We start from the raw sequence: 15,611 nt of genomic DNA, 5'->3' as shown, positions 1-15,611 counted from the left end.
GGCCCCCGGCGCCGGCCTCCGGGACGCCGCACCTCCCGCGTTCGACACCGGCGGTGCGCCCTGGTGGGACCCCGCCGCTGACGCGAGCGTGCGTCCGTCGTCCGACGCGGTCGTGATCGACGGGGTCAGCGTGTCCCAGGGCAGCCTGGTGCGGGTGCATCCCGCGCGCCGGGCGGACGCCCAGGACCTCTTCTTCGCCGGGCAGGTGGCGCGGGTGACCGCGGTGCTCTCGGACGTCGACGGCGGGACGCATGTCGCCCTGGTCCTCGTCGACGATCCGGCGGCGGACATGCACGACTGGTACGGCCGCTATTTCTATTTCGCCCCCGACGAGCTGGAGCCCCTGCCCGCCGGGACGACCCCCGAAAACCGGGAGGAGAGCTCATCGTGAAGACCCTTGGTGTGATGACCGCAGTCGCGGGCGCGGTTCTGGTGGCAGCCGCTGTGGCCGTGGGGGTGCAGTCGATCCCGGACATCCGCCGGTATCTGCGAATGCGTTCGATGTGAGCGCGGTGTCGGCCCCGGCACCCGGCCCGGCAGGCGCCGGGGTGTGGCGCCGGTGACGGAACGCGTACTGGTCGCCGGGGTCGGCAACCTCTTTCTGAGCGACGACGGTTTCGGCCCCGAGGTGGTCCGCGCGCTCGCCGGTTCGGACACCCTGCCGCCCAGTGTCCGCGTCGTGGACTACGGAATCCGGGGCATGCACCTCGCGTACGACCTGCTGGCCGGGTACGACGCGCTGGTGCTGGTCGACGCCTGCCCCGGCGGCGGACCGCCCGGCGAGGTGACCGTGCTCGAAGTCGGTCCTGACGATCTCGGTTCGGGTGAATTCGACGCACACGGCATGAATCCGGTCGCAGTCCTGGCGAATCTGGAGCAACTGGGCGGTACCCTTCCGTCCACCTACGTGGTGGGGTGCACCCCCGCCGACGTCGGTGAAGGCATCGGGCTCAGCCGCGCGGTCCTCGCGGCGGTGCCCGCGGCCATGGACGCCGTACGGATTCTGGTGGACCGGCTGCTGCCCGCCGAGCCCGCCCCGACCAGGAGGTCCTGAACATGTGCCTTGGCATTCCGGGGCGGGTGGTGGAGCTCGTCGACGGATACGCCGGTCAGCTCGCCCTCGTCGATGTCGAGGGCGCGCGGCGGCGGGTCAACGTCGGGATGCTCGACTCCCCTCCGGCGGACGGCGACTGGGTGCTGCTCCACATGGGGTTCGCGCTGGAGGTCATCGACGCGGCGAAGGCCGGGGAGGCGCTCTCCGGCCTGGAGATGATGGGCAGCGGCCGCGGCGGGGAGTCCGCACTCGGCGATACCGCCCCCGCGGTCCGGGCTGACAGGGCGGACCGGACTGACAGAGCTGACAGGGCTGACAGGGCTGACAGAGCTGACCGGACTGACAGACCGGACCGGGTGCGGCGGCGGTTCGAGGTGCACGGGGTGGTCCAGGGGGTCGGGTTCCGCCCCTTCGTCTATGCCGGTGCCCGTGAACTCGCCCTCAGCGGCTCGGTGGTGAACACCGGGGCCGGTGTGGTCGCCGAAGTGGAGGGCGATGCGGGGGCGGTGGCCGAGTTCGGCCGCAGGCTGCGCACGGACGCGCCGCCGCTGGCCGTGGTCGAGACCGTCCATGCGTCGGACCTGGAACCCCTGGGCGGCACGGAGTTCACCATCGGGGAGTCCGACGGCTCCGGACCGGCCCGCACCCTGGTCTCGCCCGACGTCGCGACGTGCCGGGAGTGCCTGGAAGAGATGCGCGATCCGGCGAACCGCCGCTACCGCCATCCCTTCATCACCTGCACCCACTGCGGTCCCCGGTTCACCATCGTCACGGGTGTGCCGTACGACCGGGCGGCCACCACCATGGCCGCCTTCGAGATGTGCGGCGACTGCCGGGCGGAGTACGGCGATCCGGGTGACCGCCGCTTCCACGCCCAGCCGATCGCCTGCCACGCGTGCGGGCCGACGCTCGAACTGGTCCGCAAGGACGGGGCACCGGCGAGCGGCGATGACGCGCTGCGCGGCGCCCGGGAGCTGCTGGCCGACGGCCGGATCGTCGCGGTGAAGGGGCTCGGCGGCTACCACCTCGCGTGCGACGCCCGCAACGAGGCGGCGGTGGCCGAGCTGCGGCGGCGCAAGCGGCGCGGTGGCAAGCCCTTCGCGGTGATGGTCGCGGACACCGGCGTCGCGGCGGAGCTGGTGACGCTCACCGCGGACGAGGAGCGCCTGCTGACCGGTGTCCGCAGACCGATCGTGCTGCTGCCCGGGCGCGGGACGCCGCAGGGAGCCGGGCTCGCCGCCTCGGTGGCGCCGGGCAGCCCGGATCTGGGGCTGCTGCTCCCTTACACCCCGCTGCACGTCCTGCTGTTCGGCATCGGCGACGACCGGCCGGGGCCCGACGCGCTGGTGATGACCTCGGCCAATCTCTCGGGTGAGCCGATCGTCACCGATGACGCGGTGGCTCTCACCGGGCTCGCGCCGCTGGCCGACGCCTGGCTGCGGCACGACCGCCGCATCGAGGTGCCGTGCGACGACTCGGTCAGCAGGTTCGTGGCGGGTGCCGAGCTTCCGCTGCGCCGCTCCCGCGGTTACGCCCCGCTGCCGCTGGCGCTGCCCTTCGGCGTACCACCGCTCCTCGCGGCCGGCGCGGACCTCAAGAACACCTGCGCGCTGGGCGAGGGCCGTTACGCCTGGGTGAGCCAGCACATCGGTGACATGGACACCCTGGCCACGGCCGACGCACTGACCCGGGCCGAGCGGCAGCTTGAGCGGCTCACCGGCGTCGAGCCGGGGCAGCTGGTGGCCGATCTGCACCCCGGATACCGGTCGGGCGCCTGGGCGGTGGCGCACGCCGGGTCCCGGCCGGTGCGGCGGGTGCAGCACCACCACGCCCATATCGCGTCGGTCATGGGCGAGCACGGCGTCGGAGCGGGCGAGAGCGTGATCGGGGTCGCCTTCGACGGCACCGGCGCCGGCACGGACGGGGCCGCATGGGGCGGCGAGGTGCTGATCGCCGGCTACAAGTCGTACGAGCGGGCCGCGCACCTGGGGTACGTACCGCTGGCCGGTGGCGACGCGAGTGTGCTGCGGCCCTACCGGATGGCGCTGGCCCACCTGCACGCGGCCGGTGTCGAGCGGGACGAGCTGCTGCCGTGCGTGCGGGCCTGCCCGCCGAGGGAACGGGACGTGCTGGCCCATCAGTTCGCCACCGGGCTCGGCTGTGTGCCGACGTCGAGCATGGGCCGGCTCTTCGACGCGGTGGCCTCGCTCGCCGGGGTCCGCCACGAGGTGGAGTACGAGGCCGAGGCCGCGATCGGTCTTGAGGCGCTGGCCAGGGCCGCCGGGCCGGATCCAACCGACGCGTACTCCTTCGGGATCCGGGAGGCGGTGGGCGGCGGGCCCGTCGTCGCCGATCCGGGGCCTGTGGTGCGCGCGGTGGTGGCGGACGTACGGGCGGGAGCGCCGGCCGGACTGATCGCGGCCCGGTTCCACGCCGGTGTCGCCGCCCTGACGGTCACCCTGGCCCAGCTCGCACGCGAGAGGACCGGGCTCGGGGTGGTGGCACTCGGCGGCGGCGTCTTCCAGAACGCCGTGCTCCTGGAGGCCGCCCAACGCGGCCTGGAGGCTGCGGACTTCACCGTGCTCCGGCCGAGACTGCTGCCCCCGAACGACGGCGGCATCGCCTTCGGGCAGCTCCTGATCGCCGCGTCGGGCTGACCCCCGTACGCCGGGACATCCGCAGAGATCCACGGGATCCACCGGGATCCACAGAGAAGAGGGACCATGTGTCTGGCAGTTCCGGGGCGCGTCCTCAGCACCGCCGAGGTCGACGGCACGCTGATGGCCGACGTCGACTTCGGCGGGGTGCGCAAAGAGGTGTGCCTCCAGTACATCCCCGATGTGACGGCCGGTGAGTACGTCGTCGTGCACGTCGGGTTCGCCATCCAGCGGCTCGACGAGGAGTCGGCCCGGCGGACGCTGGCCGATTTCGACCGGCTCGGCATCCTGGAGGAGGAGTTCGGCGACGGCTTCGAACTCGCCGCACGGGCCGCGCAGCAGGAGTTCCCCGAAGGAGTGGTCCGGTGAAGTACCTCGACGAGTTCAGCGACCCCGAGCTGGCGAAGAAGCTGCTCGACCAGATCCATGCGGCGACCACCCGGCCGTGGGCCCTGATGGAGGTGTGCGGCGGCCAGACCCACTCGATCATCCGGCACGGCATCGACCAGCTGCTGCCCGACGGCGTCGAGCTGATCCACGGGCCCGGCTGCCCGGTCTGTGTGACCCCGCTGGAGATCATCGACCGGGCGCTCGCCATCGCGGCCCGGCCGGGGGTCATCTTCTGCTCGTTCGGTGACATGCTGCGGGTGCCGGGCAGCAGCCAGGACCTGTTCTCCGTGAAGAGCGCCGGAGGGGACGTCCGGGTGGTGTACTCGCCGCTCGACGCGCTGAAGCTGGCCCGGGAGAACCCGGACCGGGAGGTCGTCTTCTTCGGGATCGGCTTCGAGACCACGGCCCCGGCGAACGCGATGACCGTGTACCAGGCCGGGCGGCTGGGCGTACGGAACTTCTCCCTGCTGGTCTCGCACGTGCTGGTGCCGCCCGCGATCTCGGCGATCATGGAGTCCGCCACCTGCCGGGTGCAGGGCTTCCTCGCCGCCGGGCATGTGTGCAGCGTGATGGGAACGGCGGAGTACCCGCCGCTCGCCGAGAAGTACCGGGTGCCGATCGTCGTCACCGGCTTCGAGCCGCTGGACATCCTCGAAGGCATCCGGCGCACGGTCGTCCAGCTGGAGGAGGGCCGCCACGAAGTGGAGAACGCCTACTCCAGGGCCGTACGCGCGGAGGGCAACCTGCCGGCGATGGAGATGCTGCGGGACGTCTTCGAGGTGACCGACCGGACCTGGCGCGGCATCGGGATGATCCCGCGCAGCGGCTGGCGCCTGGCGCCCGGTTACGCGGAGTTCGACGCGGAGCAGCGGTTCGACGTGACCGGTATCCACACCGCCGAGTCGGCGCTCTGCCGCTCGGGCGAGGTCCTCCAGGGGCTGATCAAGCCGCATGAGTGCGCCGCCTTCGGCAAGGAGTGCACCCCGCGCAATCCACTGGGCGCCACCATGGTGTCGTCCGAGGGCGCCTGCGCCGCCTACCACACATACCGCCGACTGGAACTGGTCGAAGCCAAGTGACCGAAGCGATGCAGTCCCCCGCCGAGCTGGATTTCGAGAGCTGGGTCTGTCCGGTACCGCTGCGCGAGACGCCGTCCGTGGTGATGGGCCACGGGGGCGGCGGCGCGATGTCGGGCGAACTGATCGAGCATCTGTTCCTGCCCGCCTACGGCTCGGCCGCGGCGGCCGAACTGGGTGACTCGGCCGTGCTGTCGGCCGGCGGCGGCTCCCGTCTCGCCTTCTCCACCGACTCCTATGTGGTGAAGCCGATGTTCTTCCCCGGCGGGTCGATCGGCGACCTGGCCGTGAACGGGACGGTGAACGACCTCGCGATGTCGGGCGCGGTCCCGCTGTTCCTCTCGACGGCCTTCATCCTCCAGGAGGGCACCGCACTCGATGAACTCGGCCGTATCGCCGAGGCGTTGGGCGCCGCGGCGCGGTCCGCGGGCGTCCAGCTGGTCACCGGGGACACCAAGGTCGTCGACAGCGCCAGTGGTGACGGCGTCTTCATCAACACCTCGGGGATCGGTGTGGTGCCCGACGGCGTCGACATCGGCCCGCGCCGGGCGCGCCCCGGGGACGCCGTCCTCATCAGCGGCGACATCGGGGTGCACGGGGTGGCGGTGCTGAGCTGCCGGGACGGTCTTGAGTTCGGCACCACGGTCGAGAGCGACACGGCCGCGCTGCACGGTCTCGTCGCCGGAATGATCGCGACCGGCGCCGATCTGCATGTGCTGCGGGACCCGACCCGTGGCGGGGTCGCGGCCTCGCTGAACGAGATCGCGCGCGCGGCCGATGTCGGGATCGAGCTGGTGGAACGGGAGTTGCCGGTCCCGGAGACGGTGCGCGACGCGTGCAGTCTGCTGGGGCTCGACCCACTCCAGGTGGCCAATGAGGGCAAGCTGGTCGCGGTGGTGCCGGCCGAGAGCGCCGACGAGGTCCTCGCCGCGCTCCGGGCGCACCCGCTCGGCCGCTCGGCCCGCCGGATCGGCACCTGCGTCCCCGACCACACCGGGATGGTGGTGGCGAGGACCGGGCTCGGCGGCAGCCGGGTGGTCGGGCTGCCGATCGGCGAGCAGCTGCCGCGGATCTGCTGAGTGAGCGCCGAGGGCGCGCTGTTGTTCGCGCGTTACGCCTATCCCCCCAACGAACTCGGCTACTGCGGCCCTGACGACGCGGCGGCGCTGCTGCGCCCCGGTGCGGCGTCCGGGATGGAGGCGCGGGCCCGGCAGTTCGACGGCGCCTGGTGCTATCTCGAATTCCTCGCGGAGTCGGCGGGCATCTCCGATCCGCTCGACGCGCGGGTGGTGGAGGCGTACTGGATCGGCAACGAACTGCTCGGCCTGGCCGACTCGGGGGCGCTGGTGGAGCGGCTGCTCGACCGGTTCCGCGGGCAGCCGGGCGGCACCTGGCGGGAGGCCGCGCACCGGGCCGTCCCGCACCACAGCTTCCAGGTGTACGACGTGTACCCGTGGGCGGCCCTGCTGCGCGCCGGCGGCAACCCGGCCGCGCTGACCGTGCTCGACCGGTGCCGGATCCGTACCGGGGTGGTCCTAGGCGTCGACGGTGAGTCGGCGACCGTGGAGTCCCGCCCGCTGAGCTGGGACGGGAAGGTGCTCGTACCGGGGCCGCCGCGGCGGGAGCAGGTCCGGTGGTCCACCGGCGGCAGGTCGCTGATCGCCGGGGTCTCCCCCGGTGACCGGGTGGCGCTGCACTGGGACTGGGTCTGCGATGTGCTCACCGATGAGCAGGCCGCGCGTATCGAGTCCATCGAGGGCGTGCGGCACGGTGAGATCAACTCCCTGATGGCATAGGGGCCGTCCTGCGGCCTGGGCCCGCCCGACGCGGCGGCCGGGCCACGCTCCCGGCAGCGCGCCGGTTCACAGGTCCGGGCAGCCGGTGGCCGTGCGCGCGTAACCGGCGATCATCCGCAGCGCCGCCGTGCGGTCGACGGCGGTGTTGCGGCTGACGATGTGCAGGCCGTAGCCGTCCTCCAGGGTCACCAGATTGCGGGCGGTGTCCTGGAGGGGCTCGGTCAGCGTGAAGTCGCCCGATGCCGAGCCGAGTTCGAGGACCGTCGCGTACAGCGCGGTCTCCCGCGCGAAGAGCGAACCCATGAGCGCGGCGTGCGAGGCGCTGCGGTCGGCCCTGCTGTGCAGCTCGTACAGCAGCCGGTGCGCGGCGTCATCGGCGTCGGCGGGCAGACCGGACGCGATGGCTTCGCGCAGCCGTGCCACGGGGTCGGGGATGCCGTCCGTACGGCTGTGCCGGTCGGCGAGGAAGCGCTCGACGGCGCCCTGATGGACCTCGAAGACGAGATCGTCCAGGTCCGGGTAGTAGTAGAGGACCGAACCCGCGGAGACTCCCGCCTCGGCCGCGATGTCCTTGATCCGCAGGCCGGCGATGCCCCGTTCGGAAATCGCCCGGCCGGCCGCGTCGATGAGCGCCTCGCGCCGGGCTCCCTGGTTCTTGGGTCGCGCCATGAAGTCATTCTCCGTCCGTCAGTTCAATTTACCTGATGTCACCGTGCCATTGCTATTGACGACGCCTTCCACCATTGTTTGAATCTCGCATCAAAGAACCCGGCCTTGCAGGGCGCGCTCCGAACCGCGCCGAGGAGGCAGCATGGAACACCACTCGTCGCCCGCCCCCGGCGTCGTAGAACGCCGCACCATCGACGCCGTCCCCACCGCTGAACGGCACGGCCGCACCCGCGATCTGTTCACCATCTGGTTCAGCGCCAACCTGGGCCCGCTGACCGTCGTCACCGGCGCCCTGGCGCCCACCGCTTTCGGGCTCTCCTTCTGGTGGAGCCTGGCCGCCCTGCTGGCCGGGCATCTCGGCGGTGGTTTCCTGATGGCGCTGCACTCGGCGCAGGGCCCGCAGCTCGGCGTACCGCAGATGATCCAGAGCCGCGGCCAGTTCGGTTCGGTGGGCGCACTCGCCGTCGTCCTCGTCGTCATCGTCATGTACCAGGGCTTCTTCGCCTCCAATCTGGTCGTCGGCGCCCAGTCGCTGAGCGAGGTGACCCCGGTCGGCCAGCACACGGGCGTGCTCATCGGCGCGGTGGTCAGCCTGGCCGTCGCCGTCGTGGGATACCGGCTGATGCACCGGATCGGGACGCTCACCAGCTGGGTGTTCGGCGCAGTCCAACTCGCGGGCGCTGTCTGGCTGTTCACCGAAGGTCTGCCCGACGGCTTCCTGACCGGGGGCGGCTTCGGCGTCGGCGGGTTCCTCGGGGTGGTCTCCGTCGGAGCGCTCTGGCAGATCGCCTACGCGCCGTACGTCTCGGACTACTCGCGCTACATGCCGGCCGGCCGCGCCGGGGTCCGCTCGACGCTCTGGTGCACCTACGCCGGGTGCGTCATCGGCAGCCTCCTCCCCATGGTGGTCGGCGCGGCCATCGGCCTCGCCGGCGGCGACAACCCGATCGCGGCCCTGGACCAGCTGCTCGGCAGCACGCTCGGACAGCTCACCCTGTGGAGCTTCGCCCTGGTCACGATGCTCACCAACGCCATGAACCTGTACGGGGCTGTGCTGTGCGCGGTCACCGCCGTGCAGACCTTCGCCCACCGCTGGCTGCCCCGCGCCACCGGCCGCGCCGTCATCGGAACCGTCCTGACCCTGCTCTCCGTCGCACTGGCCCTGGTGCTCGCCGGCTCCTTCATGAGCAGCTACCTCGATCTGATCTACGTCCTGCAGTACGTCCTGATCCCGTGGACGGCGATCAACCTCGTCGACTTCTATCTGATCCGGCACGGCAGTTACGACGTCGCGTCGTTCTTCGCCCGGGACGGCGGGATCTACGGCCGCTGGAACCCGGTCGCGCTGGGGGTCTACGTCCTCGGCATCCTCGCCGAGATCCCCTTCATGGCGCAGTCCCTCTACACCGGGCCCGTCGCCCACGCACTCGGCGACACCGACCTCGGCTGGATCGCCGGGCTCGTGGTCACCGTCCCCGTCTATCTGCTGGCCGCCCGGAAGGCCGAGCGCAGGCGCCGCCCGGCCCCCGGCGCCCCCTCCCCCGACAGCACCGCACCGCCCGTCTCACCCGCACCGACCTCCGGAGCCCCGACCGTATGAACACCCACGCCGAGTGGCGCCGACGCGCCGCAGAACTCACCTTCCGTACCGACGCCTTCATCGACGGCCGCTGGACCGGGGCCGCCGACGGAGCCACCTTCGCCACGGTCGACCCAGCCACCGGCCGTACGGTCGCGCAAGTGGCCCTGGGCGGCGCACCCGAGATCGACGCGGCGGTCCGGGCCGCCCGCACCGCCTTCGACGACGGCCGCTGGTCCCGCGCCGACCCCGCCGTCCGTAAGAGGGTCCTGCTGCGCCTGGCCGCACTCATCGAGGAGAACGGCCAGGAGCTGGCGCTCCTCGACACCCTCGACATGGGCAAGCCGATCACCGAGTCGTACGGCACCGACGTGCCCGGCGCCGCAGGCTGCTTCGCCTGGTACGCGGAGGCGGCGGACAAGCTGTACGACGAGGTCGCCCCCACGCCGCCGGGCAGTCTCGCGCTGGTGCGGCGCGCACCGCTCGGGGTCGTCGGCGCTGTGGTGCCGTGGAACTTCCCGCTGGACATCGCCGTCTGGAAGCTGGCGCCCGCGCTGGCCGCCGGCAACAGCGTCGTCCTCAAGCCCGCCGAGCAGTCCCCGCTGTCGGCGCTGCGGCTGGCCGAACTGGCCGCGGAGGCCGGGCTGCCGGACGGGGTGCTCAATGTGGTGCCGGGCCCCGGCCCCGCGGCCGGGCGCGCGCTGGGGCTCCATCCGGACGTGGACACCCTGGTCTTCACCGGTTCCACCGCCGTCGGCAAGCAGTTCCTTTCGTACGCGGCCGACTCCAACATGAAGCAGGTGTGGCTGGAGGCCGGCGGCAAGAGCCCCTGTCTGGTCTTCGCCGACGCCGATCTGGACGCCGCTGCGGAGCGCGCGGCGTGGGGCTTCCTCTACAACGCGGGTCAGGTCTGCTCCGCCAACACCCGGCTGCTGGTGGACGCTTCGATCGCCGAAGAGTTCACCGAACGGGTCGTCAAGCACACCGCCGCCTATGTGCCGGGCGATCCGCTCGATCCGGCCACCCGGCTCGGCCCGCTGGTCGACGAGCAGCAGGCCGCCCGGATCCTCGGTACGGTCACCGGCTCGGGCGGCCGCCTGGCCTGCGGCGGCACCCGGCCCGACCGGCCCGGCGCCTATCTGGACCCGACCGTGGTCACCGGTCTCGCCCCGGACGCGCCGCTGGCCCGCGACGAGCTGTTCGGACCGGTGCTGACCGTGCTGCCGTTCACCGATGAGGCGGACGCGGTACGGATCGCCAACGACTCCCCGTACGGGCTCGCGGCGTCGCTCTGGACCCGCGATCTCTCCCGCGCCCACAGGGTGGCCGACGCGCTGCACGCCGGGACGGTCTCGGTGAACACCGTCGACGCGCTGAGCCCCGCCACCCCGTTCGGCGGGTTCAAGCAGTCGGGCTTCGGGCGCGATCTGTCCCTGCACTCCTTCGACAAGTACACGGGTCTGAAGACGACATGGATCGCATACGCATGACGAACACCTCCGTCCTGGCCGAGATCGACCGGCGCGCCGACGACCTGGTCAGCCTCACCTGCGACCTGGTGGCCTTCGACACCACGGTGCGCGGCAGCGCGGGCGAACCGGCGCGCGACGAGGCCGATCTGCAGGAGTATCTGGCGCACCGGCTGCGCGCGGCCGGTGCCACCGCCGATGTCTTCACCCCGGCCCCCGGCAGCCTGCCCGTATCGCCGCAGACACCGGCGGGGCTCGGCTTCGACGGCCGCCCGCAGCTGATCGCCCGTTTCCCCGGTACGGGTGGCGGCAGGTCGCTGCTGTTCAACGGCCATATCGACGTGGTGTCCGCCGAGCCGATGGCCGCCTGGAGCAGTGATCCGTTCCGCGCCGAGGTCCGCGGCGGGCGGCTGTACGGGCGCGGCACCTGCGACATGAAGGGCGGGATAGCCGCGGCGGTCGTCGCCGCCGAGGCGCTCGCCGCCCTCGGTGTCCGGCTGCCGGGCGATCTGCTGATCAACACCGCGACCGACGAGGAGTGGAACGGCGCGGGCACCCTCGCCTCGGTCCACCACGGCGTACGCGCGGACGCGGCGATCGTCCCGGAGCCGACCGACCTGGATGTCGTCACCGCGCAGCGGGGCATTCTCGGCGGCACCGTCACCGTGGCGGGCCGCCCCGGGCACGCCGAACACCCGCCGGGAGACTGGCGGGCCGGGGGCGCAGTCAACGCGATCGAGAAGACCCTGCCGGTGCTCGCCGCCCTCCAGCGGCTGCGTGAGCGCTGGGCGGCCGACCCCGCGCACCGGCACCCGCTGCTGCCGCCGCCGTCGATCGTGCCGACCATCATCAGGGGCGGCGAGTGGTGGGTGACCTACCCGGCGTCCTGCGAAGTCGCCCTGGACATCACCTATCTGCCGGTCCAGGCCGACGAAGGCGGCTGGGCGAGCCGGGTGCGTGACGACATCGAGCGGACGGTACGGGCGGCCTGCGCGGCGGACGAGTGGCTCACCGCGCATCCGCCCCGGTTCGCCTGGGACACCGAACTGCCGCCCGCCGAGGTCGGATCCGGGCACCCACTGGCCGGCCGGCTCGCCGCCTGCGCCACCGCGCTGGGCCGCACCCCCCGGGTGCTCGGCGAGCCGTCCTGGACCGACGCGGCGACCCTGACCCGCTACGGGCGCACCCCCGCCGTCTGTCTGGGCCCCACCGCGACCCGCCCGGACGGCTCCCCCACCCTCCACACCATCGACGAGTACATCGAGGTCAGCGATCTCGTCGACACCGCGAAGGCGCTGGCGCTGGCCGCCGTCGAACTGACCGGCCCCGCCTGATCCGCGCCCGCGACCCGCACGCCACCGCCCCGGAACACCTGAAGGAAAGGACGCACCACCATGCCCCTGAGCCATGCCGAACTCGCCGCCACCGACCGGGCGCACATCATCCACCCCTATCTCCCCGGGACCGCCGAGGAACGTGTCGTGATGACCGGCGGCTCCGGCTGCCGCCTCACCGACGCCGAGGGACGCTCGTACCTGGACGCGACCGGCGGGCTCTGGCTCGCTCAGATCGGCCACGGCCGTGAGGAGGTCGCCCAGGTCGCCTTCGACCAGATGAAGCAGCTGGAGTACTTCACCAGCTTCTGGGAGTTCTCCAACGACAAGGCCGTCGCGCTCGCCGCCCGGCTGGCCTCGCTCGCCCCCGCGGGCCTGGACCACGTCTACTTCACCTCGGGCGGCTCCGAGGGCAACGAGGCCGCCATCAAGATGGCCCGCTACTACCACCACCGGCGCGGCGACACCGACCGCACCTGGATCCTGGCCCGCGACAAGGCGTACCACGGCATCGGCTACGGCAGCGGATCCGCCACCGGATTCCCCGTCTACCACGAGGGGTTCGCCCCGATGATGCCGCACGTCTCGCACCTCACCCCGCCGTGGCCCTACCGCACCGAGCTGTACGGCGGCCAGGACCCCACCGACTTCCTGATCGCCGAACTCGAGGCCAGGATCGCGGACATCGGGGCCGGCAACATCGCCGCCATGATCGGCGAACCCATCATGGGGGTGGGCGGCATGCTCGTACCGCCGGCCGACTACTGGCCGCGGGTGCGCGAAGTCCTCGACCGGCACGGGATCCTGCTCGTCTTCGACGAGGTCGTCACCGCCTACGGACGGGTCGGCGAGTGGTTCGCCGCGCAGCACTTCGGTGTCACCCCCGACATCATCGTCACCGCCAAGGGCATCACCTCCGGATACATCCCGCTCGGCGCGCTGCTCGTCGCCGACCGGGTCGCCGAGGTGCTGCTGCGCGACCACGGCTTCCCGATGGGGTACACGTACAACGGGCACCCGGTCGCGGCCGCCGTCGCCCTGGCCAACCTCGACATCATCGAACGCGAGGGGCTGCTCGGCCGCGCCGTCACCATGGGGGCCAAACTGCACGCCGAACTGGAGGCCGAGCTGGGTGAGCTGCCCGTCGTCGGGGAGATCAGGTCGGTCGGCATGATGCTCGCCGTCGAACTCGTCGCCGACCGCGCGTCCCGTACCCCGCTCCCCCTGGACCCGGCCCGGATGCCGCACGACGTCATCCGGCGCGAGACCGGTGTCATCGTCCGCGACTCCGCCCACAGCCTGGTCCTGTCACCGCCGCTGATCATGACGGATGCCGAGGCCAAGGAGGCCGCGGTGGCGCTGCGTTCGGTCCTGGAGCGCACCCTCCCGACCGGCGAGGTCCGGGCCTGAACCACCGGTCAGGGCAGCCGGGCGGGGCCACCGGAGCGCCCGGCCCCGCCCGGCACCCGGGCTTGTATGACATCAGCCGACCGCAACCGTTCCTCACGTGCCTCCCGCGGCGCGTGCCAGCAGGAGGACCCCGTGTCTGCACCGGAGGACCCCGTGTCCCCAGCGTCCCCACCACCAGTTCCACCCGCACCACCGGCCTCACCCGCGCCGGCCGCGGCGCCCCCGCCGCCCCACCTCTCCCGGAGCCTGCGCCGCTTCGACATCATGGCGATGGGCATCGCAGCCGTCATCTCCTTCGACGTGGTCGGCCAGATCGCCACCGGCGGCGGTGAGGCCGTCACCTGGACCGCCGTCATCGCGCTCTTCTTCCTCGTCCCGTACGCCCTGCTCTTCGCGGAGACGGGCGCCGCCTTCCCGCAGGAGGGCGGCCCCTATGTGTGGGTCAAGCTGGCCTACGGCAAGGCGACGGCCGCGTTCACCACCCTCTTCTACTGGGTCACCAACCCGGTGTGGCTGGGCGGTTCGCTGGTCTTCGCCGCTTCCGACGCCTGGAACAGCTACGTGTCGCACCTGGGCAGCGGCACCTTCGCCGACTACGCCTTCAAGCTCGTCTTCATCTGGGCCTCGATCCTGACCGCTGTCGTCTCGCTGCGCCGCGGCAAATGGATCACCACGGCCGGCGCGGTCGTCAAGGTGGGCTGTGTACTCCTGTTCACCGGCACCGCCCTGGCCTACGGGCTGCGGCACGGCTTCGCCGGCCTGCACCACGCGCACTTCACCCCGACCGCCGCGGGCTTCCTCGCCCTGGTCCCCGTCCTGCTCTTCGCCTATGTGGGCTTCGAGGCGCCGAACGCGGCCGGTGACGAGATGCACGACGCCAGGCGCGACGTCCCCGTCTCCATCGCGGTCTCCGCTTCCGTCGCCGCCTGCTGCTATCTGCTGCCGGTCATCGCCATCCTGTCCGTGGCACCTGCGGACAAGGTCACCGGCATCGGCGGGTTCATGGAGGCGGCGGCCCTGGTCTTCGGCGTGTACGGCTCGTGGAGCGGCCCGCTGCTGACGGCGGCCGGAGTGATGTTCGCCTTCGCGCTGCTCACCCAGGGCAGCGCCTGGATGATCGTCAGCGACCGTATGCAGGCCATGGCGGCGGCCGACGGCGGGTTCTTCGGCCGCTCGCTCGGTGCGTTCCACCGCGGGCTCGGCACCCCGGTCCGGATGAATCTGCTGTCGGGGATCACCGCCACCTTCTTCATGATCGCGGCGACGAACCTCGTACGGGGTGACAGCGCGGCGGTGTTCGGCGTCGTCCTCACCGTCGCCATCACGACCCTGCTGCTGTCCTATCTGGTGGTCGTCCCGGCGCTCGTCACGCTGCGCCACCGTCACCGCGACGCGCCCCGCCCGTACACCGTGCCCTTCGGCACCGCGGGCTTCCGGATCTGCGCGGCCCTGGTCTATGTGTGGATCCTGCTGGGCTCCTGGGTCGCGCTCTTCCCCGGCACCCTGGAGGCGGTCATCGGGGCCGGCTACGACTTCCGGCACACCTGGGGAGTCAGCCGCACCACCTTCGAGGCGTTCACACTCGGCACGGTGCTGCTCCTGCTCGCCATCGGCGCGCTCGGCAGGGGCGTGGGGGCGGTCCGGGACCGTACGACGGGTCCTGGAGACGCCACCGACGCCACCGGATCCGCCGCGCGCGTGCACTCCACGGCGCCGTGAAGAACACCGCCGGCCGGACCGGGCCGGTGCGGGCGAGTGGCCCGCACCGGCCCCGGCGTCCGGCCGGCGGTGTGTTCGCTACTGCCCGGAGGCCGGGTGGAGCCGGAGGTCGTGGTGCATCTCGCCCTCCGTGCGGATCACCGAGAGGAACTCGGCGCGCGGAGCGTGGGACGAGCCCGCCGCGATGAGCGTGTACGTACCGGGCTCAAGACCGGTGATCCGGTAGCGGCCGCCGACCGCCCGGACCCCTGCCCGGCGCTTGCCGCGGGCGTTGACCACCGTGATCCACGCGTCGCAGTCGACCGGATGGTCGTCGCACCGCACCGCACCGCTGACCGTGACCGGACCGCCGGTGGGGGTGACACCCCCGGTCGGACGGGCCCGTCCGGTGTCGGACGCGCGGGCCGCGGGCGCGGTGCCGGGGCCGGTGGCCTGCGCGGGCACCGGTGCTCCCGGGT

12 protein-coding genes and 2 pseudogenes are annotated in these 15,611 nt (G+C 72.3%); 12 read left to right on the top strand and 2 right to left on the bottom strand.

What is annotated here, in order from left to right; genetic code table 11:
- The 7 genes and pseudogenes from G3I19_RS25785 to G3I19_RS25755 all read left to right on the top strand — a co-directional run.
- Window positions 1–391 (top strand): annotated as a pseudogene (locus G3I19_RS25785) (hypothetical protein); the annotation flags it as partial.
- Between the two features lie 168 nt (window positions 392–559).
- A complete protein-coding gene (locus G3I19_RS25780) occupies window positions 560–1,054 on the top strand; it encodes a hydrogenase maturation protease (RefSeq protein WP_164266096.1) in 495 nt (164 codons plus the stop codon).
- A gap of 2 nt (window positions 1,055–1,056) precedes the next feature.
- Window positions 1,057–3,711, top strand: a complete 2,655-nt coding sequence (hypF, locus tag G3I19_RS25775; protein WP_164266095.1) for a carbamoyltransferase HypF — start codon at window positions 1,057–1,059, stop codon at window positions 3,709–3,711.
- A gap of 66 nt (window positions 3,712–3,777) precedes the next feature.
- Window positions 3,778–4,080, top strand: a complete 303-nt coding sequence (locus G3I19_RS25770) for a HypC/HybG/HupF family hydrogenase formation chaperone (protein WP_164266094.1) — start codon at window positions 3,778–3,780, stop codon at window positions 4,078–4,080.
- Window positions 4,077–5,180 carry a hydrogenase formation protein HypD gene (hypD, locus tag G3I19_RS25765; protein ID WP_164266093.1) on the top strand — a complete coding sequence of 368 codons (1,104 nt, stop codon included), beginning with the start codon at window positions 4,077–4,079 and terminating at the stop codon, window positions 5,178–5,180. The genes G3I19_RS25770 and hypD overlap by 4 nt, the downstream gene beginning before the upstream one ends.
- 8 nt (window positions 5,181–5,188) lie before the next feature.
- Entirely contained in the window at window positions 5,189–6,256 is a 1,068-nt protein-coding gene (hypE, locus tag G3I19_RS25760) for a hydrogenase expression/formation protein HypE (protein ID WP_164266097.1), read from the top strand.
- A complete protein-coding gene (locus tag G3I19_RS25755; RefSeq protein ID WP_164266092.1) occupies window positions 6,257–6,973 on the top strand; it encodes a DUF6390 family protein in 717 nt (238 codons plus the stop codon).
- A gap of 66 nt (window positions 6,974–7,039) precedes the next feature.
- On the opposite strand, the gene G3I19_RS25750 is transcribed toward G3I19_RS25755, so the two are convergent.
- Window positions 7,040–7,642 (bottom strand): TetR family transcriptional regulator, encoded by a 603-nt coding sequence (locus G3I19_RS25750; protein ID WP_164266091.1) that lies wholly within the window; start codon window positions 7,640–7,642, stop codon window positions 7,040–7,042.
- Between the two features lie 142 nt (window positions 7,643–7,784).
- Between G3I19_RS25750 and G3I19_RS25745 the strand changes: the two genes are divergently transcribed.
- The 5 genes from G3I19_RS25745 (at window position 7,785) to G3I19_RS25725 (ending at window position 15,153) form a co-directional block, all read left to right on the top strand.
- Complete coding sequence (locus G3I19_RS25745) at window positions 7,785–9,242, top strand: cytosine permease (RefSeq protein WP_164266090.1); 1,458 nt, start codon at window positions 7,785–7,787, stop codon at window positions 9,240–9,242.
- Window positions 9,239–10,711 carry an aldehyde dehydrogenase gene (locus G3I19_RS25740; RefSeq protein ID WP_164266089.1) on the top strand — a complete coding sequence of 491 codons (1,473 nt, stop codon included), beginning with the start codon at window positions 9,239–9,241 and terminating at the stop codon, window positions 10,709–10,711. Before G3I19_RS25745 ends, G3I19_RS25740 begins: the two co-directional genes overlap by 4 nt.
- Window positions 10,708–12,024, top strand: coding sequence for an ArgE/DapE family deacylase (locus G3I19_RS25735; protein WP_164266088.1), 1,317 nt, complete (start codon window positions 10,708–10,710; stop codon window positions 12,022–12,024). The genes G3I19_RS25740 and G3I19_RS25735 overlap by 4 nt, the downstream gene beginning before the upstream one ends.
- Window positions 12,025–12,084: 60 nt before the next feature.
- Window positions 12,085–13,434: an aspartate aminotransferase family protein gene (locus tag G3I19_RS25730; protein WP_164266087.1), complete on the top strand. Its 1,350-nt coding sequence runs from the start codon at window positions 12,085–12,087 to the stop codon at window positions 13,432–13,434.
- Between the two features lie 264 nt (window positions 13,435–13,698).
- The gene (locus G3I19_RS25725) at window positions 13,699–15,153 is read left to right on the top strand and encodes an APC family permease (RefSeq protein WP_164266086.1); all 1,455 of its coding nucleotides are present in this window, start codon (window positions 13,699–13,701) and stop codon (window positions 15,151–15,153) included.
- A 78-nt stretch (window positions 15,154–15,231) separates the two neighbouring features.
- Here G3I19_RS25725 and G3I19_RS25720 read toward each other — a convergent pair.
- Window positions 15,232–15,611, bottom strand: a pseudogene (locus tag G3I19_RS25720) (FUSC family protein); the annotation flags it as partial.

Origin of the sequence: Streptomyces sp. SID10853 (assembly GCF_010548145.1) — a bacterium.
GTDB lineage: Bacteria > Actinomycetota > Actinomycetes > Streptomycetales > Streptomycetaceae > Streptomyces.
This window is presented reverse-complemented; position numbering and strand designations above follow the sequence as displayed.